A 23,292-nucleotide genomic window follows, 5' to 3' on the forward strand; every position below is an offset into this window, starting at 1 on the left:
TCACCTTCACTGGGTTAGATTAATTTTAGCGCCTTTAATTTCCACACTACTTTTCCCTGATATTGCCAATGACTTATCTGCCGTTGCATGAATGGATTGTGCTTTTAACGTAAACTCTTTTTCCACCACCAGAGAGATGTCTTTATTCTGTTGCATGGTCATTTGGTTCCCCCCCGCATTTATTGTGATAGTTCTATCCTTGCTATTAATAAGCAGCTGTTGCTGTATATCTCCGGTTTTAACAATCAGCGTTTTTTCTCTGTTATCTTGGCTCGGCTCAAAAGGGGCTTTATTTTTAGGGTTATGCATCGCCCCTAAAATAACCGGGTAACGCGGGTCATTTTCAAAAAAGCCAACAATAACCTCATCACCTTGCTCAGGATAAAAACAGAAACCACTTTCACTGCTAGCGTAAGGTTTGCCCAATCTGGCCCACAAAATTTCATTTGGCCTATTTAAGGTCGATAGCGTAATGGGAATGCGGTTGAGCGCCGCACTGTCCTGCTGATATTTTGCTACGGTGGCAATATGCAGCTCTGGTGCTTCTGGCACTAAAGGAAGATGTTCTGGCTGTAAACCTATTTCCAAGGTGGTTTCCCAATCAATTTGCCGGTTAAAACGCTGTCGAACACCGGTAATCGTTGCCGTGCCATCGATTTGGGAACCAAATCCCACCAGTTGCACACCATCACCCAATTGATAAAGCGTACTGCCTTCTAGCAAAAACTCGCCCATCACCCCGGCAATACGTTGATTGAGCAATAATCCTTGTGCTAAATAGCCACTTTCCTGAGTGGTGAGTGGACTGCTGTAACGAATATCCCAATTCTCTTTATTCAGCGAAGCTAAACGATCGAGGGAAAGCGCACCTTTACCTGTAGCACTACTGCCATAGCGGCCACCCGATTGCGATTGTTGCTTACTGATGTCCCAACTACTGACTTCTAGCGAGGCGGGATTACGTTGATTGTCAAACTGCCAGTATGCGTCTTTCACCACAATATCGCTGTTCTCATCTCCCCGGCTTTTTAGGATATGGATCTTAGCCGCACTCTGGGCTCCGGCTTGTACCAGCCTGGCCCCCTCAGGGGAGGGCAGCAGCCATACCCCTGTTGCCGAGAGGCGACACAACAAAAAGTACCAATCCGAGCAGCGAAATTGCACCATCTGTTCATGCTTTTGATCCAATGCGGCTATTTGCCCAAAACTGGCCTTAACACCCGCCTGATTTAACAGTGCACTTAAGATTTTTTTATCACTTTCATCACTAAATAACTGCGAATGCTGGGTATCAACCATCCGTTGTAGTGGGTGTTTGATAACTAACGTGAGCAGTGATTGTTTATTTTTGATACGCAGTGTCTGTCGAGTTATCACCCCATTAAACAGGGCCGATTTTCGGTTACCTGTATTCAACTCTAACATTAGTGTTTTTCCCACTTGGCAGTGAGCTAACTCTTCCTGAATATCGGGCTGACTGAAAGAGGATAACGGCCGATCCAATACGCTGAGTTTGATGGTTGCTGAGGCTAAGCTATTAACCCGATGATAGGTATCCACATCAACAGCGGTCAGCAGGGAAAGCACCTTACCATCGGCGGTGATCTTGAGTTGATGACTCATGAATCATTCTCCCTGGTAGCCTGTAGAATTTCTCCCGGCACAAAACCGTTAAGATTATCCAAACCGTTTTGCCAGGCCAGCGTCAGATAATCAACACCACCTGCTAGGGTTGATGCCGTGCTAACCGCCATCAGTGCCAAAGAGACCCCATCCTGCACGCGTAACGCCACTTTTGCCGGTGACTTCAGGTTTTGTTCGGTTTCTTGCAATACCAGACTTTCATCCGCAACCAACGTCAGAACAACCTGAGCTCGCAATGGTGTGGCATCCCGATCAAACAGGGTATAACTCACCGACAGCCCTTTGGCTCGCCCAGCAAAATAGCCACGACTCTCCCAGCGCATTTTTCCCCATTTAATGTGCAAAAACCGGGTTTCTTTGCTGGTTGCATCCACCGTACACAGCTGTTTAAGCTGCATCAGCTGGGTTTCTATCGGGAGGGTATTACCCGGCATAGTTGCATCAAAAGTCAGTTCCAGCGATAGCCCTGCGGGTTTCGCCTGTACATAAGTACTGCTCTGTTTCTCGTTATTAATGGCCTGAGATTGCAAATAGTCCGTCTGATAATCCAAATGTAACGTGGTCGGGTTGTACATGGCCTGTAGGCTATTTCCTGCCCGAACCTTTCCTTCCCGATCCTTATAAGCATCGATAGTCAGTTTGGCCAAACCTCGTTCAAGCAAACTCATGGACGCCACCCTTCCCCATCGCGCAGTGCTGCCAGCACTTCACGTTTAATCATTTCTACCCACGCCGAGTCATCCAGACTTTCCTGTATCAACGAACGATTTTGGGGTTCCACAGGGCCCGGCTGTGCGTCAGAGACGACTCGGGCCTGAATAACTAACTCTCTGATTTCGACTGTCATAGTTTGACTCCCAGCCAACGCATATCTTGATAGCGTAATTCAAGGGTGTTAACCAATATGGCGTTACTGCTGGCGTCAAAATCGCTGGTTTGCCAGCTGACCGGCAGTGCATTACTCAATGTCCAACTGGATAGCGGCAGTAAATTCTCATTCAATAACATAATCACCACATCGGCATAAGCAACGTTATCCCCACGTAAAACCCGATCAAACATCATGGTTAGCGGGGATACGGTCATCACACCACGTTCAAGCCGGAGAGTGCCATGCTGGATTTTTTCAGCTAAAAAACTGTTGCGGGCATTTTCTCCACCTTCACTGTATTGGGTAACCTGGAGTTCCCGGCTAAGGCCTGATATACGCTGAAAACGAATATCCAGGGGATTAGGAATACCGTTAAAAACGAAACTGGCCATAAAACGGTGCGATACCGCCGGTGTGTAATAATCGCTCATCGGGTTCTTTCCTCTTTTAAAACAAAAGTGCACCCGTGCGGGTATCAAATACCAAACTGATCTCAATAAATTCAGCCGGGAATAATATGGCTAACTCTATTTTTACGATCATTTTCCCTGCACGAACGTCATCCTCAGTCATCGTCTCGTTTAACCCCAATAGGACATTAAACGCCTCATCTTCCTGTGCACCATAAAGCCCCCCCTGCAACCACAGTTGCCGAAGCCAGTTATAGCTTTGCCCTTTGCACTTCATCCACGTCAGCTCATTGTTCGGCTCAAAGGTATACAGACGAATTAGCTGGGCCAAATTAGCGGCAACATAAGAAACTAGGCGACGGGTTTGTAAATAACGCCACGACGAGCTGGCACTATTTTCCAGCGTACGACACCCCCATATACGGATCCCTTTTCCGGGAAAACTGCGGACCAAATTGAGAGAAGTGCCGCTAGCGTTAAACAACGCATCTCCCTGAAAGTGGGAAACAACCGGACGGATCACCTGAGCCAATGCCACATTGGCTGGCGCTTTCCATACCCCGACACGCTTATCCGTACGCTGTATTACCGCCGCAATGGCCGCCGTAGGCGACAGCACGGCCCGCGGAGCTTCGCCTTCCGTTACCGATGTGTCCCTATAGGTTGTTTCTACTCTTGGCCAGTAGGCAGCGCCCCATTGACGGTAGTCTGACGACAAGGTATTTGCACACTGCAAAGCAAGATCTGCGTCATCCGGCGCATCCAGTAGCACAAAGAGATTGGGCTTGATTTGACTGAGTTGCAGCAACATTGCCCAACCGCTTGACCACAAATTTGCAAGGGCTGTGTTGCCCGTCATAGGACTGTCATTAAGACGTGCCATATCCGGTGCCAAAATCAACGTAATCAACGGTTCGCTGGCAATCGCGGAACTAACATCAGTGCTTTGCAGCGCCGAGAAATAATCGTCAACTTCGGGCCCCGTCATTCTGTCGGATGGCATATTCCCTGCCAGAGGTAGAATAAAGGCTTGCTCTCCGCCATTATCAAAATAGTGCCTGACAGCAAAAGCCATGATGCCTTCGCTACCAAATATCCGGGAGTAATCAGCCAGGCTATCGACACGAATGGCCACAGTTTCAGGCTGTTCTTCTCGAACCGGTTCGGTATAACCAATAAATACGGGAATGGCCGTGGCAATTACACCCTGACTGGCAGAGATAATACGGTCTGACAGTGTGACACCCGGTTGTATTCTCTCCATCATAAGTTCCTCCATAAAGAGTGAAACAGGCACCCTGATACTGCGGATGCCCGATGTTGTTGTTATGGAGATTATTGAGCGACATCCTGCGTAAATTGCAGAATAATAAACTCAGCCGGGCGTACAGCAGCCAAACCGATCATCATGATCATTTTGCCCTGTTTAATGTGATCCTCCGACATAGTGATACCCTGACCAATCTGGACAAAATAAGCCTCTTCAGGGCGATCTCCCACCAACGCGCCACGCTGCCAAAGCGCGTAAAGATAATTATCAACGGCAGACTTGGCTCGCATCCAAGTGGGTTGACTATTGGTTTCGAATAATGCAGCTCGTAATGCCTGTCGAATATCCCGCTCAGCAGAATTGAACAGACGACGAACGGGAATATAGCGCCAGTTAATATCACCTGGGTCGACTACCGCCGTACGCGCACCCCAAATGACAAAACCCCGGTCGCTAAAAGAGCGGATGACATTCACGCCGTTGACATTCATATCCCCCTGACGTTGGTCATCAACTTTATCAAGCAAACGCCCAATACCGGTGAGTGCTACATTGGCTGGTGCTTTCCAGACCCCACGGCTGCTGTCGGTGTGGCAATAAGCCCCGGCGATAACCGGGCTGGGCGGGATAATAACCCTGCGTTTCTGCCCTTCTGCCAGTTCATAGTCGATGGCTTCAGCCAGCGCTGAGTTTTCCTGCCGCAGCACTGCCAGTGTCGCAAACTTGTCCTTGCCATCATCATCCTCATAACCGCTGATAAGAATATTCTCATCCTTAGGTACTGATGCTGAGCTTCTGAGGTTGGTTTCCAATTGTGGGTAATAAACGGCAGCCTGAGGGATATGCTCAACATTCAACACAGGCGTACCATCATTGCTGTCCGCAATCAGGAAGTAACCCACCTTCTTAGTTAATAGCGTGTTCACTGCGCCGTAAACGGCGCTTTTATACTCGAGGTCGATTTCTGGACAAACAACTAATGTAATATCCCCTTTTTGCTCAATAATATCGGGAATAGCCGCCAACACCGTTGGATCGCTAGCATCACTGATGGGATAGAGATAACAAGTTCCTCCGCCATTTTGGAAATAGAGCTGTAACGCTTCAACGGCGGGAGATAATTTGATGCGTTCTATGCTGTAGATCCACGCCTGTGCCTCGGCAGTAGCGACTTTGCTCTTCGCTTTGGTTTTCGACTTAAGCTCGGTTTCGCCTTTATCCTCAATAACGAGCAGTTCATCAGGTTTAGTCGAACGAATTACAACCTGCGTTGCCGGAGCCAGAGAGAATGCCGAGGTAAACTCAAGCCAATTATTGATACGGGTACAGACGGAAACAGAGCTTGCCAATAGCGGCGTAAACTCACCGATAAAGACGGGGACAGCCGTAGGGCTATTATTGACAGAAAATGCCAACGACGCATCTTCTTCAATATAAACACCGGGCGCTTGTAGAATAGCGGACATAGTGATACCTCGTAATCAGTGAGTTAACGCTGCTCAACATCTTGGGTGAACTGAAGGATGATAAATTCCGCGGGTCGAACCGCCGCAAGACCCACTTTAATAATCATCTTCCCTTCGTTGATTTGCTCAGGGGTCATAGTGATACCTCGGCCAATCTGCACAAAATAAGCGTCTTCTTCACTATTTCCGGCCAAGCCCCCTTGACGCCATAGGGCATAAAGATAATTACTGATCGCCGCTCTTACTCGCTCCCAAGTAGGCTGGCTATTCGGCTCAAACACGGCAAAACTCATGGCCCGCTTGATGTCCCGCTCTGCGGTGTTAAACAAACGCCGAACTGGGATATAACGCCAGTTATCATTATCTTCCAGGGTTCTTGCTCCCCAGACAGTAGTACCCGTGTTACTGAAACTGCGGATCATGTTGAACGCGCGGCCTGAATTATAAACCCCTTGCAATTCATCGGTAACCAAAAACTTCGGCTCCAATCCCCCTTTCAAGGCGACATTGGCGGGCGCTTTCCACACCCCTCTGGACAAATCCACTGAGGCATACACACCCGCCATAACAGCGCTGGGCGGAATATCTGCGTCAGCCCACTCCGCGGTTAGCCACGGGTAATACACCGCAGCAAATGGCGTGGCGTCATATTTTCCCTTAGCCTCGTCGACATCATCTTTTGTAAGCATCGTTTTCGGGCCGTCAAGGATGGCAAATAACCCTCGGCCTGGCTGGCATAAAATGTCCACAGCCGTTTTAATATCCTCACCCGCCGCCACCAATAAGGTGACATCGTCCAACGTGGGAACTAAAGCCACCAGATCATCGGTATTAATCAGATAACAGTATCCACCGCCATTGGTGAAATAAGCGCGCAGCGAAATTGCTAATAGGTTTTTATTATCAAAATCACCCAGCAGGTTAAGATATTCCATCCATGAATTGATTCGTGTGACGCTCCCCTGTTCGACAATGCTACTGCCCACAGCAAAAACCGGCACGGCGGTGGCACTATTTGAAACAGAAAGCGCAAGACTGTTCAGTTCTTCGATATAAACACCTGGGTAAGTGGTGGTAATATTCGTCATAATAATTCCTTTGTCAGATTCAATGATTATCAGCAGATTAAATAGCTTGAATCGTTACCCGATCGGCTGCCAACGTCATTTCCTGAACGGCAATGTCATTACTGGTGGCATCGAATGAAGGAGAGGTCAACGAGGTAGGGAATGCATTAGAAACGCTCCAGGTCATCAGTAATTCGGTACCTGAATCATTAGTCAAACTGATAGTGATATCCTTTTTTTCTACTTGGTTAAGTTGAATGGAATTGATCCAATCAAACAGTTCCGTTTTCCCAGGAAAAACACCTTTTCGCAAGGTAATATTAATCAACTGACGCTGCCCAGGCATTTTAAACCAATTGCCGATACCGTCCCGATATTCGATCGTGTCATAGGTTATATCCAACCCTGAAACACTATTAAATGGAATTTGCTCATCACCAATAGACACAATAAAGCGATAAGTAGGAATTGGATATTCAACCGCAATTTGAGATACACTTGTAGACATAACAACCTCTTCTTCAATATTAACGATAAGTGTAAATAACATAAAGACCGTTATTTACGTGGGAAGTGGAATAACTGATGTGGCATTTCCCTGAAAAAAGCACGCTACCGCCCTTGGCTTGTGCCAGAAGTTTCTTCATGCGAATAAAATAACGATACCCGTAGAGCCATTAAGTTTATTTCAGGAACAGTGCCTTTTCGGCTTCTCTTCTTCTAACCAATCCGGGGAGTTTTTTCCCGCCAACATGAACCCAACGAAGAAACTCTTGCGCAGACCCGCCATAGTCGCCGGCACTAAGTTTTTTCTTAATGTAGAGGCGAGGAAATTCCCAATACCAAGGTTGAAAACAAAGGAAACAAAGGAAAAAAAGGCATCAAACTGGTTTTGGGTGAGTGGGACATGACATTAATATTCACCGCACGCTCACTGTTGGCAATATCCTGATGCAGAAAACTATCGGCTTCTTCTTCGGTGATAACATCATCAGGACGAACATTAGCAGGATGCCCATACCCCACAGTCCACACTCTGGCGGAACACTGATAGGCTCGGAGTCTCAATCCCTCAAAATGTTTAATTAAATTAAGGCCGTTAATACCCACTTTCATCGTATGCTCCTATACCCAAATGCTGGTCTGGTATATAACGAAAAATATAAAATTACACCCATAAAATAAAGGTAATGAGAATATAGCGACTTTCCTCAAATGTGGCCCTAAAAATTATATTTCCCGAGTTATCCTATCACTTCCCCAAAAAAAAGAAGTAAAAAAATTCAGTCACATTAAAAACAGCATTCCTAAAGCATATGTATGCATTCTAATCTTGGCTAGTTTTTATCATTTCATTTAGTATAACGATGATTGCAAAAAATGAAATTCAAAACATTCAAACAGCGACTATTCTAATAACAAGTGAAAAAATGATGTTAAGATTATTTATATTACCAGGCACTGTTAACAAGGTTTAAAAAAATATTTAATGGCTTTAAAATCAGGATGACCCCATGATTTTATCTGGATAAATCACTATAAAAGAATATTGATATTAGTTACTAATACTAGTTCAATCAATAAGTACCATTGCGTGCTAATTGTTGGCGAATTATTATTCGATCGCAACATTTGATAAGGAGGTGTGTTATAGATTTAAGTACTTAATTAATTTATCAAAATAGGCTAGTTGTATAAGGGAGAGATATATTCCCCTGCCATTATTTTCACTGTCTCGGTATCAAGCCTTTTGCCCAGTTCACTTTTTATTCTCCACGGAAAGCGTTAGTAGATTGATTTATACGTGAACATTATTTACGAACAATCTTGATTTTTGTTTACGTTCGAATAATTGGAATAGTATCTACGTTAAAATTGTCTTTTTAGATCGTCATCAAATGATAATGAGGATTAATTATGAGTAAGAATAATGACCACGGTAGTCATCAAGAAACTCACTGTGTTCCGGAAAACATTGCTCCGGCTCATGGTTGGCTTACTGCTCCTGTCGGGCGTACTGCATTTGCCATAACTAAAGGGTGGCTACCCAATGGTTGGCCAGCAAGTGAAATGGAAGGGATGAAAAACTTTCCCCGTTATACTAACACCAGCGATTCTGGTAACCTTATATGGTTCGCTGGTGAGGGGGGTCCGTATAACGATAGCACCTACATCTTTGCCGGCGTGGCATCACCTGTACCGGATGGAATTATCTTTAGTGGTGGCCAGACAGGTGGTAATCGTAACATCGTGAATTTGACAGATTCAGAGTTGCTGAACCAACATGGTGTGACCTGGCCGAAAACACCGGTCCAGCCTGGTCAGTATTTAAATGTCAATTGGATTCATACAGCGGTGCATTCCACCCGAGGCTACCGTTATTTTATTACCAAAAATAACTGGAACCCACATCGGAGAGCAACACGCGACGATTTTGAGCCAGTACCCTTTGCCAGTATTATTAATCGCGCGGGTGAGGGTTTTGCGGTCATGCCGGAGCAAAACATACAGTTACCGACCAATAAAAATGGTCACCATATCATTTTAGCAATATGGATGATTGCAGACACTGGTGCTGGTTTTTATTCAGCATTCGACGTCAATTTTGGTGGTGAAGGTGGTGGTGAAGGTGGTGGTGAAGGTGGTGGTGAAGGTGGTGGTGAAGGTGGTGGTGGCGAGACTCCAGCGTCGTGGTCGCCAAATGGCGTTCGGTACGAACTTGGTGATCTTGTAACACACAATGGTTACATCTGGAAGTGCATATATGCCAATACTTCCAATGCAGGGTGGGCGCCGGGTGCGCCGGGTGTGTATTTATGGAGCAGAGTAGTCATGTAGTATTTAGCATCTTTTTCGAACACATTATTCTAAAAGATAAACGCTAATATCATCGGGTGCATAGGCACCCGGTTTTTTGTGAATCATGTCGAAGAGTCTCTTAGTGTCAGCATAGCTGTCACCCCTTCTGAAAATGAACATTATATCGCATAAGTTGGATAAGCCCAGTCAGTTGCCTGACTGGGCACTGTTGCAAAAATCTGGTGATGGTAAGCTAAAGCGCCATTTTGGCTGAAGGAGTAACACATAACCCATTCAAAGGTCGACATTTTCAGAGTGCTATCATCTTCTGGGCGGTACTCTGGTACTGCAAATACGGGATTAGCTACCGCGAACTCCAGTAAATGTTGGCTGAACCGGAGGTTAATGTTTGATCACACCACGATTTATCGTTGGGTACAGCGCTACACGCCTGAAATGGAAAAACGTCTGCGTTGGTACTGGTGCCATCCCACCGACCTGCGTCCCTGGCGTCTGGATGAAACCTACGTCAAAATTTGCGGAAAATGGGCTTATTTGTACCGAGCCGTCGACAGCGACGGTCGAACTATCGATTTTTCTCTTTCCTCACGCCTTAATACTCAAGCAGCTTATCGATTTTTGAAGAAAATGCTGGGCAACTTACGGGATTGGGAACAACCACGACGTATCCTTACAGATAAAGCACCGACCTACGGCAGAGCGCTGGCGTTGTTGAAACGAGAAGGGAAATACTTGCCGTATGTAGAGCACCGACAGATGAAATACCTTAACAACGTGCTTGAATGTAACCACGGTAAGCTGAAACGGATAATCAATCCGATGCTAGGCTTCAAGTCTATAAAGACGGCTTATGCCACAATCAAGGGTATAGAGGTCATGCGTGCGTCGCGTAAAGGCCAGACTAAACCTTGGTATTATGGTCATCCGCAGGGGGCTGTGCACCTAGTGAACTCCGTTTTCAGCCTCTAAGGGTTTGTAGCCTAAGGGAACGTTTACCCTAACGGGCTATTTGCAACAGAGCCATATAACCTCTATTCAGGTGGCCAAATTCAGTGTGCCATATATGGACGTCCCGTGTTGTGCAAGCGCTGAGTTGATACGGTTTGCTGCCATATATCCGGCGTCATTACTCCAGCGCCATGATGTTATCCGCATCCTGTTTCCTTATCACAACACCGGTATGTCACTACTTCGGCACACTTCAGGCTATTACAGGATCGGTTCACCATTTTATCATCAGTACCTACAAACTCAGGAGGAATACTATTCTCCGGATAAAACAACGGTTAGTTAATAGAGAAAGCCCTGTTGACGTTAAAACTTGTGGATTCTGTCAGTAACCGCCAGACAATTCGTGTCAGCTTATTGGCCAACGCAACCGTAGCTTTCATTTTGCCTCTTCGTTCAGTAAGCTGCTTCAGCCATATCCCAGTGAGTAATCACATTTATGAACCCAGTGAATAACAGATAGGGCATCATGAATTATCAGTGTCCGAAGATCACGATTGCCATTTTTGGTCATCGAAGAAAGACTACTTTTACCTCCCGAACTGTGTTGTCTAGGGACTAGGCCACACTAGGCAGATAATTGTCATCCGTTAGTAAATTGCCCAGCGTTCAGTTCACTCAAAAAAGCCGCGGCAATAAGTGGACCGATACCCGGTATTGTCATCAACAGTTTATATTTGGGTTATTGTTGGCAAAGAGCCGCAGACTATGCTCTGCAGAAAGAATGCGTTCATTAAATGAATGTATATTTTCGAGCAACGAGAACAGTAATTGGCGAAGCACGAGAGAAATTAACTGCTCTGCATCTTCAATAATGTCGGGCAGTCTTTACTGTAAAATATGAATACCGACAGGGATCTCGATACCCTGTTCTGCCGACAGTGACCGGGCCTAGTTTGCCAGCGCAGTACGCTGCCCAATCATCAACTGCTGGGCGCCTCTGAGAGCCTTTATATCCTGTTGTTCAACTTTTTTATAGTAACGAAATGAATGGCCGGGCGAAGAGTTGTCTCACAAATTACCAGCGCATCTTTGGCGTCGTTTTTCTGGTGATGCGTTAATGCTTAGCCGGACGTTAAAGCCCATAGACTGAAAAGTGCGTCCCCAGTAATGCGAAGTAGCGCAAGCCACCATGGCAATCATCGAACCGGCAGGAAATTGACTAATTGTAGTCAGTAATTTAGCCCAGGAAACCTTACGGTTAGATACGATACTACCGTCGCTCATCCAGACGCAAACCTGAAAGACAGATTTAGCCAGATCGATACCGATAACTGTTATTTCGTTCATGATGCAGTGCCCCTGTGAATAAGATCGCTCAGCATAAGAATGGCGGGACTTACGCAGAGTGAGGGACGCCCATCACATCACTACATTTTCTGTTATATCTAATTCTCAATGAAGTGAACGAAAGGTTTCTAAATATTACAATTATAAACAAACACTCAATGACAATGAACTATATATTTACATAAATGTAGCGTCATGTTTTTATCGCAACACATTAGTTAACATAATGTGTTCTTTAATTCTATAACTGAAATAGGTGTATTTTATGAAAAAAATCATTATGTCCTCTTTAGTAGCGTTGGGACTTCTATGTACTTTCAGTGGTTCAGCTCTGGCAGACAATAAGGATAAATGCGAGGATTATCATCGTGCAATCCAAGAAAATTGCTTTGGTGGGACTGGGGGGATTGAAAGTGGAGGTATGGGAGCTTGCTTTGGAGCCCAATTGGGTGCTTGGATAGCAGGTTGTTAATATCCAACAGCGTTGTCGCGTTTCTGTCACATTAGCATAGCCTAAATTTTTATTACAAAACCAATTTTGCAACAAACCTGATAATGGCAGAGCGCGGTATTGCCATTGATTATTCCACGTTTCACCATTGGTTACTCGTCTAGAACCTGTTAATTCGGGCTTGTTGCAAATAATGATAGGCGATGATTTTGCTCATAGCTGGGTGGGGTAATTAGACTGGAGTTTAGTGGTTATTGATCTTACCCAGCAATAGTGGACACGGTACTAAGTGAGTCACCACTTAACCAGAGGTGACTCACATGACAAAACCAACATCAACTAGTAAGAAAACTCGCAAACAGCACCCGCCTGAATTTTGGATTTGGGAAGTATCGGAACCAGAAACGCAGTTAAGCGGTCATTTTAAATAGCCAAAAATCAACCAGCCAATTTACATAGCAGATTGCCCTTCTTAGCCACCTCATTTACGATAGCCAAATTACCTGTACTCATCTTGGCTACAATCAAGGGAAAAGGAGTTATTAATGGTCAACCAGTTTTTTTGCCATTTGTGACCACTCCAATTGGGAGTTCTACACCGGAACCGCCGAAATTTCCGTTCATCCAGTTTTAGCCCAGCAACCAGTGCATCCAGGTCAATAAGCTCATTGCTGCTCTGGAAGGTGTAATGCCCATTCAGTAAAATGTGTTGCCAGGCCACTGGTGATATCCGGGTCAGAGCCTCAATGCCTTTAGCATTCTCTTCCGCTTCCAGTCTCTCTGATCTTCTCCCTGAAAACAGTGCCAGTCTAAACTGAAGTATCCGGTCTTTCTTTCATCTCACTGAGAGGCATATCAACCATGAAAAAGACCCGTTATACCGAAGAACAGATAGCATTTGCCCTTAAACAGGTCGAAACCGGCACTCGGGTGGAGGAAGTGTGCAGAAAGATGGGTATTTCTGAAGCCACTTTTTATATCTATGGACTACCTCCGTTTTGCAAGCACTGAATCAGGTTTTAGGTTGTTGCTTACATCTATCCGGCATCAGGAATACCTGTGCCCAAATGGGTAATCCGCACACAATCGCCTCAACAACTGGACGGCCTCGAAGGCCTGTATAAAAATCAGGTTCCGATTGTGCAGGTGCAACCTGTTACCATTTTTCAACACTCTGCAACTTTTAAGGTAAGTATCATATTACTGCTGGTCGATATTCTGTCTCGTTACGAAGAATTGACCAGATAATCCGGGCATTATTGTTGGTAACAATAGCATGAAAAACCGTGGGGCAGTCACCGAATGTATCGCCTGCTGGGGCTAGAATAACCAACATCATTTCATAACAATACCCGTTACCTGGCTATGAAGATCTACGTCATCAAAATCGCTGTTCGTGGAGTAAGTCCCATGGTCTGGCGCCGGCTAAGAATCGCTGCTGATACGTCGCTGGCCGCACTTCACTTCATTTTCCAAATCGTGCAGGGCTGGGGTGATGATTACCTCCATCAGTTTCATATTTACGGCAAAGATTACGGTATATCTTACTACGGTGGTATTGGCTTTCCGGATAATCCGTTCCGGACCGTGATTGATGATTTTATTTTTGATATCGGCGATCGCTTTACCTACGAATACAACTTCTTTGAGCACTGGCTTCATGACGTTCGTGTTGAGGCCATTCATGAAGACTCAACACTGAAAACACCATTTTGTATGAGCGGTCATGGCATGCCCGGAGCAACCCCCGAGGATGAAGCTGATAAGACGCTGGTGTTTCTGGAGGCCATTGTAAATGCGGATGATACAGCAACGGTCGGTGATATCCGGCCCTTTGTTGACGACCTTGATACTGTTCGGTTCAATCGCAATAAAATCAACAGGCAATTGAGCAAACTCGACCTAGCGTCGCCAGCACTGGAACCTGAAGTGATCTGGTTGGGTCGCCGCCGCTGACGGGTGTCTATAAAGGTATACTTCTCTAATTCAGGAAATTGACGCGCTCAGGACCAGAGGTGTCAGACTCAGGATCGCCTGCGACCACGTAAGCCTTGGCATTTCAACATATTATAAACTTTGCAACCAGATGAAAAACCAGTAACCAAGAGATAAACCCACCACTGCAGGAGGCAACGATGAAATTGACGATCCAGATAGTTATCACCGATGAGTCAGGCGTGAGTCGAACGGAAGAACTGAGACATTACAGAAGTCAGGAGATGCCCGAAATGATATCGGATTATCGCTTTCAGAGTCGAAGAGCTTGCTGAACACCGTCCAGCAGTCAATGGTGCAGCAGCAGGCGGACGAATATACTCACCAGCATATCCAGTGTCCTCACTGCCTTGCGGCGCGCAGAATCAAAGGCCGGCAGAAAATACAGTACCGGACGTTGTTTGGCATTATTCCTGTTTCGGGGCTCCGGGTGTACCGATGCAGCTGCGAAGAAAGTACAACAAAGACCGTCAGCCTTATCAGTGACTGGGCGGGCGATCACACCCATTCTGCCCTGAAATATATAGAAACCCGCTGGGCCTCAATGATTTCGTATGAAATGACGACCCGTCTACTGAAAGATATTCTGCCAGTGGGAGACAGCCTGAATGCCTCAACGGTGAGGAATCACTTATGTCAGGTGGCGCAGCGCCTTGATGCAGAGGCAGAGGCAGAAGCTAATTCTGGCTTTCTTTCCGATTGCCCCCGCGACAGGGGGAACCTGCCCAGACCGGGTAAACCGCTTGTGGTAGGTATTGATGGTGGTTATGTTCGGGATCGAGAGGACAAAAAGCGTAATTTTGAAATTATTGCCGGCAAATCCTTTTCAGTCGGGGCGCCGGCAGACACGCGCCGCTTTGGTTTTGTCCAGAACGACGACTGCCATCCGGAACGCAGACTAATGGCACACCTCTCCGTCCAGGGAATGCAGGCCAACCAGCAGATATTCTTTTTATCCGACGGTGCGGATAACCTGAGGGAACTGCAGTTCGTTATGTATCCTGAGTCAATTCATGTGCTTGACTGGTTTCATATTACGATGCGGCTGACGGTGTTAATGCAATATGCAAAGGGACTGCAGGCATCAGATCCGGAGACGGGCAGTAAGGTTTCGGCGTTTCTGGAAAACAGTAAACGATACCTCTGGCATGGTAATGTTGTCGCCGGCCTGGAACATATTGATGACTGCAGCATGTACTGCGATGACCCTGATCTCAGCTATACAAACCTGAAATCCCTGCAAAAACATCTGGATGAAATGTATACCTATATCCGGAACAATCAGATGATGATCCCAAACTACGGTGAAATGCACCGGTACGGGGAGCCGGTTTCAACGGCGTTTGTGGAATCAACGATCAATGAAGTAATCGCCAGACGAATGGCCAAAAAGCAACTGATGCAGTGGAGCAGAAAAGGCGCGCATTATTTGTTACAGACCCGGACAGCAGTCCTGAATAACGAGCTTCAGGATAAATTTTCCAGTTGGTATCCAGGTTGCGCGATAGACGATCAGAATGGCGGGAAGCTATCCGCGATAGCAGCATAGCTCACTATTGCCCCACGGTTTTTCATGCTCTCCTTCCCCAAACAGTCAACGCTTTAATGCGACAGAATCCATAAATCAACCTAGGGTGACACCTTCATTGATACTTACCGTCCTGCTGGGGACTGATTCTCCTCAGCAGAACAGTTTTATCTGTTAGCTGCCTTAAAAAACTGGCAATGGAACTTTCGCTGATATCTCTCTGTTAATGCGACAGAATCGTATATTTATTATTTATCTAGATAATATAAAATCATTTAATGATATGATCACATCTTCTAAGATATTATTTCTAACATAAATAAATGTCTCTTTTTTTTCTGACATCTCACTACTGGATATATTATTAATATCCTTACCCCATGAACAAGAATCAATTGATATAGCCATCCCTCGCATGACCATATCTTTCCTGACTTTTATATTATCAATGATAATTCCATTATCTTTATAACCTATTTCCTGGAGGTTTTTTACGATCAAACGATAGAATGCACTCTCATAAAAACCGTGATCCTGTGCTAGCAATACATTAGATAGGTTAGTGTTTATATCTTTTGAAAACCAAATTCTCATCGACTCCTTAAGTGTGAACTCAGTAATATTGGCATCATGTTTTTTTTTCGCTGTAGAGACATGAATGTCGCTTCCTAGAAGGCGTTCTTTCTCATTTTTTATATTTACAAATGTTATTTTGTCTCTCAATAAATGGAGTGAGAGATCTGTTACTATCTCCGAATCAGGAGAATCCGATGTTAGTGATATGACTTTTGTTTTATTGGTTTGCTTTATTTTAACATTTTGCAGCTCTCTATAAACAGGAAGTAAAGTATTGTATAACTCCTGACCTTCCCTAGTTATTAAAAACACTCCGTTTAAATTTTCAAATAGTTTACACCCTGCCCATGATTCTATTTCTTTCAACATTTTAAAAACAGGCGGAACTGTAATAAAAAGCCTTTCCGCAGCTTTTTTATAGCTTTTTTCTTCAGCCATGGCTATGAAAAGATTTAGTTGTTTAGACAGAAACAAAATACTCACCTCCTATGAATATATAAAATAACACCTATTTTATGCTTTACAAAAATAACTTTAACATTATCGATTTAATTAACTTATATAAAACAAATCTTTTGGATTTTCTTACCATTAATAGAGTAGTTCCTATTCCGTAGGTGATTCTAATATTATCAATTCATTTTATATAATAGTTATTCTATAAAATGAATTGATAATAGTTAGCTAAAATGATGAATCATGTCTACGTCGTAGATACAATAGTTATGCTTAACATGGTACTATCGCATTAACGAGTTGCCAGGTAACATTATGTTGCCTGCCTATTTGTCTGATCCTAAACGTATTCAGTCTCCTGCATTACCCCGTCGATGTTAACGGGCAATCTGTTCGCTGGTATCTGGTATACCCCTTGAGGCTGCACAACCTCTAAGAAATGATGACTGAACGCTTTATTGCCTCTCACCATTCCACACTTCACCCTGGGTCTTCCGCCTGATGCCGCTGCTGGATAAGGGGTCAGCTCACGAAACGGAAAAATTGCACGTTAAGCATTTTCTCAGCTCACACTGGAACCAAAGTTCAGCGATCATCCGTTTTGTGGTAAATCCCATAATGCTGGATCAGATAATAAAGACCTATCTCCAATATATGTATAAAATTTATCCATAAAATTATCTTTCATGTTGGTAAATATAATTTTTCAGCATTATTTTGACTCTGTATATTGAATTTCTTACATAACATTTTCCACTTTATCCTGACTTAAGTATTCCATCCTAAAAAAATTCGAAATTTGGAAATTAAATATATAATTTACCTTTCTTAGACTTTGAAACTTCATGTTTTATTTTAGAGTTAACTGTGCACATCCCACTATTAGTGTAGTGACATTTTCTTTTAACCTTGTGCAAGTCAGAGTCATGGATTATTATGTAAGGCACGCCAAAATTATTAAGTATCTTTGCAAATGTATAGCGTTTCCTTTACCTAAAAAGTCAATTACATGTAATTTTAATCCAAGTTTACCTTGCATACAATTAAGCACTATTTTTTCGTTAACCCTTCAACTAGAAAAATTTACTATATGCTTACAAGATCTTATGATTTTTATATTTCCCTTTTCGTATTTTTCAAAATATATGCCATTCATTGATATGAATTTACTATTTCTGCCGTTATCTACACGAGTCATTGTCGTATGATCTTTCGATAAATCAATGAAGGTAAGCGAATGAATTGTTGCAATTACTTGCCAGCCTAGATTATTGGCTGAAAACACATAAAGGGCTTCACGTGCACGACGTATTGTTGATAGGTAAGAAATTCTTCGGCTTCATCAATTAACAATATATTATTGTTTTTTGCTACGACGTCTTTATTACCTTTTTCTTCTTGTGATAAAATATAAATGGTAGACCATAGCAAAGAACGTTGCAGTCCAGTACGTTGTAAATCAATGAGACTAAATTTTCCTTTATGTTTTTTTATTTTGGAGTATAACTCAGATGATATTATTTTCTCATCGAAAGGATTTTTTAAATAATATATCGGCTCCATATTAATCCCCATTAATATACATTTTCACTTTCAGTCACGCGACCAATAAATATATCAAACTCTGCTTTTGATGAATCAACCATGTGGTTATTAGTGTTTCAACTTGTGCAATCACATCAGTTTTAGATGTCAGAACTACTACTGAGATAGTCTTTAACGTTTTTATTTAGAGTATCAATTATGATTTATTTTTTTCAACACCGAACCATCTGGTTTTATACTAATTAGTTTATAAATTAGGCTTATTGTTTTTGTATCAACTTGCCTGACTATCGGTATTAAATGCTTTTCTTTGCATCAAACTCTTCTTTTTGTGATGTTTCTCTCGGTAAAGTCCATACTCATCGAAACCACACACTCTCTTCATATGTAGGGCCGTTATATTCCCAGTTTTTACAAATTGGGTCTTCATTGTAAAAACAACTAATATCGAGTGTTTTTCTTTTCCTAAAACGTCAAAATTTTCATATGCATCAATAATTGTAAACTTGCCAATAACATCTTGGCCAATCAATATTACTATATTATTTATATTTATTTCACGGTCCATACATTTAAAATATCCTACACAAAACGAACATTGATGTTACGACCAAAAAAATCATGAAGAAACATATAAATTTTATTTATGTGCTGTATGTCTTATAAATATCATTCTCGCTCTGACTCGATGACCCACCGCTAAAGTTTAAGCAAAGGGGCTCTGTCGCATTAGCGTAGGCAAGTTAGCAAAAGTTGCGCTGCCGGTTTTTCAAGCGGCCAGCAGATAAAATTGTTCTGCCGGTGATAAAACCTCTCCGCCAGGATGCTGAAGCGGTCCTTTGCGTATCATCTGCACTAACTCAATGCCTGGCAATATCGGCTGCGCTCGTCGAAACAATTTGAACCTCAGCATTGGCCGTATTCGCCATTTGATATTGCGGTGATCCTGCTCCACAAGGTTGTTCAGGTACTTGCTCTGTCTGATGGTCATCCTTTCTTTTTCTGGTTTGTTGGCATTGAGTGTGGTCATGGAGGTTGTGTTGGTACCACTTTTATCGATAGTCACCACCACGGATTCGCCGTGATAACGAATAGCCTTGCGAAAGAAGCGCAATGCAGCTGCGGCATCCCGTTTGGCGGTCAGCAAAAAGTCGATGGTTTGTCCTGCAGTATCCACCTTGCGGTATAGATATTTCCACTGGCCTTTGATTTTGAGGTAGGTTTCATCCATTCGCCACTGCCGACCTACTGTGCGCTTGTGTCGGCGAAAAACCTTATCCAGCAGCGGCACCAGGCGGATAACCCAACGATGCAGCGTGGAATGATCAACGGCAATACCGCGCTCTGCCATCATCTCCTCGAGCTTGCGAAGGCTAAGGGCGTAAGCCAGATACCAGCGAACACATTGTGCGATAACATCGACGGGATAATGCAGGCGACGGAAGGCTTTTCTTATTAGATACATGGGCAGGTAACATCAGAAAAAAAAACAGAATGTTACCCGACTATGCCTTAATGCGACAGAACCCACCAAGGTCATGACTTTCATAAATCTGGTTATGTCAAGAAATTAGTTTTTTGTGAAAATTCTCCTGATTGATGCAAGCAGAGGATTTCTCCGCCTTTGCGTAGTTATTTGTACCGACTCATTTCTTTCATGCTTCGATTTCGGATTATAAGATATCCACAGCTCTGGGCTTGCATCCCACGGAGTATCAGTTTCAACATTATTTTTGTAGAAATTTATCCTTCCAACCAGCCTTTCCCGGTTTCTGTATGCATAACGCAACTCACTGGCTGTAATAGATTGCCCTCCCATGCCTTCTTTGTTAACAACATTGGATATATCCAGCTCATCAAGAACAAAATGTATTTTATTACCGGCCCCGCTGGCTGCCATTTCAATACCTAGTTTGCTTCCTCGTTTCCAAAGAAGCTTGGGTGCCATTTGTGCTCCCGCCATATGCCACTCATGATATTGGCTCTTTTCCGGAGACTTTCTAACCTCTTTGTATATAGATGCGATGTTAAATTTTGGATTGCTTTCTCCAGCCACGAAATAGTTATCCCATAAAGGATAATCCCTGGCCATTTTTACCAATTCTTTGATGTTGGATGGAGGTGCTAATTTTTTCTCATGTTTTTTGGGTGACTTCATAAAATTTAGTAAAGTGGTTTGGTCTACGCTAAGAAGCGCCTGCCCAGAAACTGTATTGTTATACAAGTCAATAATTGAAGCTGGTGCATCTTTATTATCAGGAAAAAATGGGCGGCCTACCGCAGTTGAGATATAGGCACCTCGAGGCGTAGCCAGCCCATAGACAAGATCACCTTTTTCTTCTCTGAAATTTTCATTTATCGTTGATAATCCCAAAGAATGTATTCCCATATGATTATCGTTCAAGACGGTAGTATTAAATACACTCCCACTTTCAGTGATATGTAGTCCTGAATCATGGTTGATATTTGTATTTTTTCTGACAGGTTTTGTTTTTACTTGATACATAACGCAACTCCACTATGAGAAATACACATTGGTCTTCATTAACTATAGTATTTTAGGTTCTGTCACATTAAGGCGTAGTCGGGTAACATTCTGTTTTTTTCTGATGTTACCTGCCCATGTATCTAATAAGAAAAGCCTTCCGTCGCCTGCATTATCCCGTCGATGTTATCGCACAATGTGTTCGCTGGTATCTGGCTTACGCCCTGAGCCTTCGCAAGCTCGAGGAGATGATGGCAGAGCGCGGTATTGCCGTTGACTATTCCACGTTACTCCGTTGGGTTATCCGCCTGGTGCCGCTGCTGGATAAGGTTTTTTGCCGACACAAGCGCACAGTGGGTCGGCGGTGGTGAATGGATGAAACCTACCTCAAAATCAAAGGCCAATGGAAATATCTGTACCGCAAGGTGGATGCCGCAGCTGCATTGCGCTTCTTTTGCAAGGCTATTCGTCATCACGGCGAACCCGAGATGGTCACTATCGATAAAAGTGCTGATAACACTGCAGCTTTGGCCACGCTCAACGCCGACAAACCCGATGAGGAAGCTATTACCGTCAGGTAGAGCAAGTACCTGAACAACCTTGTGGGGCAAGATCACCGCAATATCAAACGGCGAATACGGCCAATGCTGGGGTTCAAATCGTTTCGACGAGCGCAGCCAATATTGGCAGGCATTGAGTTAGTGCAGATGATACGCAAAGGACCGCTTCAGCATCCTGCCAAGGAGGTTTTATCACCGGCAGAACAATTTTATCGTTTACTGCCTAAAAAACCGGCAGCGCAACTTTTGCTAACTTGCCTACGCTAATGCGACAGAGCCATAGTTTCTACTAACTGAGTAGTGTATTTTCACCGCAGTAATAATTAGATTTTCACTTACTCATTACTAACCTATAGCATGGTTCTGTCAAATATATTATAGAAAATATTTTTATTTCGCTATCCGAGTAATAATCCACCGTAATAATATTATAATATATTAATCATACAACCAATTGCATCGTTGTTTTTATTTAAACGAGTTATTATTTTTTCAGTTGGTTACGCTTTAAGTTATTACTAGTATAAACTCTATACCACAGAACATTGGAGTGTTTTATTTGTTTTTATATAATTACTATTATATAAAATGTAAGGTTGATGGTTAGGAGTCTATGGTCACTCCAATTTTTGCAATACTAATACCGAAGATATTGTTGGAGAATATAAAAAAGGGCTCTGTTGCATTAACGGAGAGAATACGGGGTGTGCCTCCAATTAGTTGAATCTGATGTATAATGCGTTTTTTTTAGGTTTGCTTATGGCCAGCGTTAATCTTCATTGTCCCCGTTGCAACCTGCTCTGGTTTATCGGCATGGCCAGAACCCGAGAGGTTCTGACAGGTTTATCTGTCGTGATTGCCATCGAGTATTTAAGTTCACCTACACCTATGAAGTCCTTAAACCTGGGGTGAAAGAGCAAATTATTGAGATGGCTTTCAACGGCTCCGGTGTCCGAGATTCCGCCAGAGTGCTGAAAATCGGCATCAACACCGTCATCCGTGCTTTAAAAAACTCACGCCACGCAGGAGGCACTGTTGCAAATAGCCCGTTAGGGTCAACGCTCCCTTAGGCTAAAAAACCTTAGAGGCTGAAAACGTAGTTCACCAGACGCACTTCGCCCTGAGGATGACCATAATACCAAGGTTCAGCCTGACCTTTACGCAACGCACGCATCACTTCTATACCCTTGATCGTGGCATAAGCCGTTTTCATGGATTTGAAGCCTAACATCGGATTGATTATCCGCTTCAGCTTACCATGATCACATTCAATCACGTTGTTGAGGTATTTCACCTGACGGTGCACCACGTCTGGCGGGCATTTACCTTCCTGTTTCAATAACGCGAGCGCTCTGCCATAGGTGGGTGCTTTATCTGTAATAATGCGTCGTGGCTGTTTCCAATCCCGTAAGTGACCCAACATCTTCTTCAAAAATCGATAAGCCGCTTGAGTATTACGCCGAGACGAAAGATAAAAATCAATCGTTCTACCGTGGCTGTCTACGGCCCGGTACAGATAAGCCCATTTGCCACCGATTTTGACGTAGGTTTCATCCAGATGCCAGGGACGCAGGTCGGTCGGATGACGCCAGTACCATCGCAGGCGCTTTTCCATTTCAGGTGCATAGCGCTAAACCCAACGATAAATCGTGGTGTGGTCAACATTGATGCCCCGTTCAGCCAGCATTTCCTGGAGTTCGCGATAGCTGATGCCGTATTTACAATACCAGCGAACAGCCCAGAGGATGATTTCACTCTGAAAATGCCGACCTTTGAATGGGGTCATACGCTCTCCTTCAGCCGAAATGACGCTTTAGCTTATCATCACCAGATTTTTGCAACAGTGCCGT

The 23,292-nt window shown here is 43.9% G+C and carries 15 protein-coding genes and 8 pseudogenes; 8 read left to right on the plus strand and 15 right to left on the minus strand.

Annotation, left to right across the window (positions count from 1 at the left end):
* Window positions 1-6: 6 nt before the first annotated feature.
* The 9 genes and pseudogenes from V1956_RS23970 to V1956_RS24010 all read right to left on the minus strand — a co-directional run bounded on the left by V1956_RS23970 (window position 7) and on the right by V1956_RS24010 (window position 7,763).
* Window positions 7-1,623 (minus strand): phage baseplate assembly protein V, encoded by a 1,617-nt coding sequence (locus V1956_RS23970; protein ID WP_420071596.1) that lies wholly within the window; start codon window positions 1,621-1,623, stop codon window positions 7-9.
* Window positions 1,620-2,312, minus strand: coding sequence for a CIS tube protein (locus V1956_RS23975; protein WP_420071597.1), 693 nt, complete (start codon window positions 2,310-2,312; stop codon window positions 1,620-1,622). The genes V1956_RS23970 and V1956_RS23975 overlap by 4 nt, the downstream gene beginning before the upstream one ends.
* Window positions 2,309-2,491 (minus strand): DUF5908 family protein, encoded by a 183-nt coding sequence (locus V1956_RS23980; RefSeq protein WP_420071598.1) that lies wholly within the window; start codon window positions 2,489-2,491, stop codon window positions 2,309-2,311. The genes V1956_RS23975 and V1956_RS23980 overlap by 4 nt, the downstream gene beginning before the upstream one ends.
* A complete protein-coding gene (locus V1956_RS23985) occupies window positions 2,488-2,946 on the minus strand; it encodes a phage tail protein (protein ID WP_420071599.1) in 459 nt (152 codons plus the stop codon). Before V1956_RS23985 ends, V1956_RS23980 begins: the two co-directional genes overlap by 4 nt.
* 16 nt (window positions 2,947-2,962) lie before the next feature.
* A complete protein-coding gene (locus tag V1956_RS23990) occupies window positions 2,963-4,192 on the minus strand; it encodes a phage tail sheath C-terminal domain-containing protein (RefSeq protein WP_442825857.1) in 1,230 nt (409 codons plus the stop codon).
* A gap of 68 nt (window positions 4,193-4,260) precedes the next feature.
* Entirely contained in the window at window positions 4,261-5,661 is a 1,401-nt protein-coding gene (locus V1956_RS23995) for a phage tail sheath family protein (protein WP_442825858.1), read from the minus strand.
* A 23-nt stretch (window positions 5,662-5,684) separates the two neighbouring features.
* Window positions 5,685-6,749: a phage tail sheath family protein gene (locus tag V1956_RS24000; RefSeq protein ID WP_420071602.1), complete on the minus strand. Its 1,065-nt coding sequence runs from the start codon at window positions 6,747-6,749 to the stop codon at window positions 5,685-5,687.
* Between the two features lie 37 nt (window positions 6,750-6,786).
* Window positions 6,787-7,236, minus strand: coding sequence for a phage tail protein (locus tag V1956_RS24005; RefSeq protein ID WP_420071603.1), 450 nt, complete (start codon window positions 7,234-7,236; stop codon window positions 6,787-6,789).
* 175 nt (window positions 7,237-7,411) lie between these two features.
* Window positions 7,412-7,763: pseudogene (locus V1956_RS24010) on the minus strand (lysozyme).
* 882 nt (window positions 7,764-8,645) lie between these two features.
* Here V1956_RS24010 and V1956_RS24015 point away from each other — a divergent pair.
* The gene (locus tag V1956_RS24015; RefSeq protein WP_442825859.1) at window positions 8,646-9,566 is read left to right on the plus strand and encodes a lytic polysaccharide monooxygenase; all 921 of its coding nucleotides are present in this window, start codon (window positions 8,646-8,648) and stop codon (window positions 9,564-9,566) included.
* A 227-nt stretch (window positions 9,567-9,793) separates the two neighbouring features.
* Window positions 9,794-10,517: pseudogene (locus tag V1956_RS24020) on the plus strand (IS6 family transposase).
* 317 nt (window positions 10,518-10,834) lie between these two features.
* Here V1956_RS24020 and V1956_RS24025 read toward each other — a convergent pair.
* A pseudogene (locus V1956_RS24025) lies at window positions 10,835-11,846 on the minus strand (IS110 family transposase).
* Between the two features lie 265 nt (window positions 11,847-12,111).
* Here V1956_RS24025 and V1956_RS24030 point away from each other — a divergent pair.
* From V1956_RS24030 to V1956_RS24045, 4 genes and pseudogenes are all read left to right on the plus strand, one after another.
* Window positions 12,112-12,318 carry a hypothetical protein gene (locus tag V1956_RS24030; protein ID WP_442825860.1) on the plus strand — a complete coding sequence of 69 codons (207 nt, stop codon included), beginning with the start codon at window positions 12,112-12,114 and terminating at the stop codon, window positions 12,316-12,318.
* Between the two features lie 840 nt (window positions 12,319-13,158).
* A pseudogene (locus tag V1956_RS24035) lies at window positions 13,159-13,275 on the plus strand (transposase); the annotation flags it as partial.
* A gap of 387 nt (window positions 13,276-13,662) precedes the next feature.
* Window positions 13,663-14,253 carry a plasmid pRiA4b ORF-3 family protein gene (locus tag V1956_RS24040; protein WP_420072162.1) on the plus strand — a complete coding sequence of 197 codons (591 nt, stop codon included), beginning with the start codon at window positions 13,663-13,665 and terminating at the stop codon, window positions 14,251-14,253.
* A 179-nt stretch (window positions 14,254-14,432) separates the two neighbouring features.
* Window positions 14,433-15,841 (plus strand): annotated as a pseudogene (locus tag V1956_RS24045) (ISKra4 family transposase).
* A gap of 231 nt (window positions 15,842-16,072) precedes the next feature.
* Here V1956_RS24045 and V1956_RS24050 read toward each other — a convergent pair.
* From V1956_RS24050 to V1956_RS24065, 4 genes are all read right to left on the minus strand, one after another.
* On the minus strand, window positions 16,073-16,870 hold the full coding sequence (locus tag V1956_RS24050; RefSeq protein WP_442825861.1) for a helix-turn-helix domain-containing protein: 798 nt from the start codon (window positions 16,868-16,870) through the stop codon (window positions 16,073-16,075).
* A 1,801-nt stretch (window positions 16,871-18,671) separates the two neighbouring features.
* Window positions 18,672-18,965, minus strand: a complete 294-nt coding sequence (locus V1956_RS24055; protein ID WP_442825862.1) for a hypothetical protein — start codon at window positions 18,963-18,965, stop codon at window positions 18,672-18,674.
* Window positions 18,966-19,166: 201 nt separating this feature from the next.
* Window positions 19,167-19,862: an IS6 family transposase gene (locus V1956_RS24060; protein ID WP_442825863.1), complete on the minus strand. Its 696-nt coding sequence runs from the start codon at window positions 19,860-19,862 to the stop codon at window positions 19,167-19,169.
* Window positions 19,863-19,967: 105 nt separating this feature from the next.
* Window positions 19,968-20,903: a hypothetical protein gene (locus V1956_RS24065; RefSeq protein WP_420072483.1), complete on the minus strand. Its 936-nt coding sequence runs from the start codon at window positions 20,901-20,903 to the stop codon at window positions 19,968-19,970.
* A 116-nt stretch (window positions 20,904-21,019) separates the two neighbouring features.
* Here V1956_RS24065 and V1956_RS24070 point away from each other — a divergent pair.
* Together V1956_RS24070 and V1956_RS24075 are read left to right on the plus strand one after the other, a co-directional pair.
* A pseudogene (locus tag V1956_RS24070) lies at window positions 21,020-21,709 on the plus strand (IS6 family transposase).
* A gap of 492 nt (window positions 21,710-22,201) precedes the next feature.
* A pseudogene (locus V1956_RS24075) lies at window positions 22,202-22,458 on the plus strand (IS1-like element transposase); the annotation flags it as partial.
* 65 nt (window positions 22,459-22,523) lie between these two features.
* On the opposite strand, the pseudogene V1956_RS24080 reads toward V1956_RS24075, so the two are convergent.
* Window positions 22,524-23,228 (minus strand): annotated as a pseudogene (locus V1956_RS24080) (IS6 family transposase).
* Window positions 23,229-23,292: the final 64 nt, after the last annotated feature.

Origin of the sequence: Yersinia sp. 2540 StPb PI, assembly GCF_052217165.1 — a bacterium.
Lineage (GTDB): Bacteria > Pseudomonadota > Gammaproteobacteria > Enterobacterales > Enterobacteriaceae > Yersinia > Yersinia enterocolitica_E.